The organism is Streptococcus vestibularis ATCC 49124 (assembly GCF_000188295.1).
In the GTDB taxonomy this organism is placed as follows: domain Bacteria; phylum Bacillota; class Bacilli; order Lactobacillales; family Streptococcaceae; genus Streptococcus; species Streptococcus vestibularis.
This window is the reverse complement of sequence record NZ_GL831112.1, coordinates 849106-850412: the sequence shown is the minus strand read 5'-3', so window position 1 is coordinate 850412 and position 1307 is coordinate 849106. Positions and strand designations below refer to the sequence as shown.

At 42.7% G+C, this 1307-nt stretch carries 2 protein-coding genes; both read left to right on the top strand.

Features of this window, described 5'->3' with window-relative positions; translation table 11 throughout:
• The coding region (locus HMPREF9425_RS04205) for an amino acid ABC transporter ATP-binding protein (RefSeq protein WP_003097033.1) at positions 1-625 on the top strand (625 nt) is incomplete at its 5' end.
• 9 nt (positions 626-634) lie between these two features.
• A partial coding sequence (locus tag HMPREF9425_RS04200) for a transporter substrate-binding domain-containing protein (RefSeq protein ID WP_003097031.1) occupies positions 635-1307 on the top strand: 673 nt, incomplete at its 3' end.

Genomic DNA, 1307 nt, shown 5'->3' with positions numbered 1-1307 from the left:
TATCAATGCCTTGGAATCCATCGATAACGGTACGCTTATCGTTAACGGACATAATGTGACGGAGGCTTCTGCCAAAGATTTGGTAGAATTGCGTAAGGAAGCAGGGATGGTTTTCCAACACTTTAACCTCTACCCTCACAAAACCGTTCTTGAAAATGTTACCTTGGCACCTATCAAGGTGCTTGGAATCAGTAAGGCAGACGCCGAAAAGACTGCTGAAAAATTCCTTCGCTACGTTAACATGTGGGACAAGAAAGATTCTTATCCAGGCATGCTTTCTGGTGGGCAAAAACAACGTATCGCTATTGCCCGTGGTCTTGCCATGAATCCTGAGCTCTTGCTCTTTGATGAGCCAACGTCAGCCCTTGACCCAGAGACTATTGGTGACGTTCTTGCCGTTATGCAAAACCTTGCCAAAGGTGGTATGAACATGGTAGTTGTTACCCACGAAATGGGCTTTGCTCGCAGTGTGGCAGACCGTATCATTTTCATGGCTGAAGGTCAGGTTCTCGTGGATACTACGGATGTGGATGGTTTCTTTGACAATCCAACTGAACCTCGTGCTGTTCAATTCCTTTCTAAGATTATCGACCACAACTCTGATCGTGTCCAAGTGGATGCCTAAGGAGGACTTATGTTAATCAAGAAACTTAGTCGCATTTTTGCTATCTCTGCTTTGGCTTTTGTAGCAGTTCTCCTCTGGAACACAAAAAGTAGTCAGGCAGATGAGAGAAGTAAACTACTCAATAGTGCTGCAATTCAAAAAATTGTCAAAAAAGGGACTCTAAACGTTGGTGTCAAACAGGATGTCCCAAACTTTGGTTACTACTCAGCCAAAACCAATACCTATCAAGGGATGGAAATTGACCTCGCTAAGAAAATCGCCAAAAAACTTAAGGTAAAGGTGAATTTTACAGCGGTTACCCCACAAACTCGTGAAGCCCTTATGGATAACGGGACTATTGACATGCTTATCGCTACTTATACCATTACAGATGAGCGTAAGGCTTCATATGCCATGTCAAATCCTTACTACTACGACCAAATCGGTTTCCTTGTTCAAACTAAATCTGGCTACAAGAAACTTTCTGATCTAAACGGTAAAACTATTGGAGTATCTCAAGGGTCATCTGCCAAAACTGCTGTTGAAGAGTACGCTTCAGCTAATAACCTTAAGTTTGACTACGTTCAACTTGGATCTTATCCTGAGTTAGCCGTATCACTCTATGCTTACCGTATTGACGCCTTTGCTGGTGATAAATCAATCTTGTCAGGTTACGAAAGTGATAAAACCAAGATCCTTGATG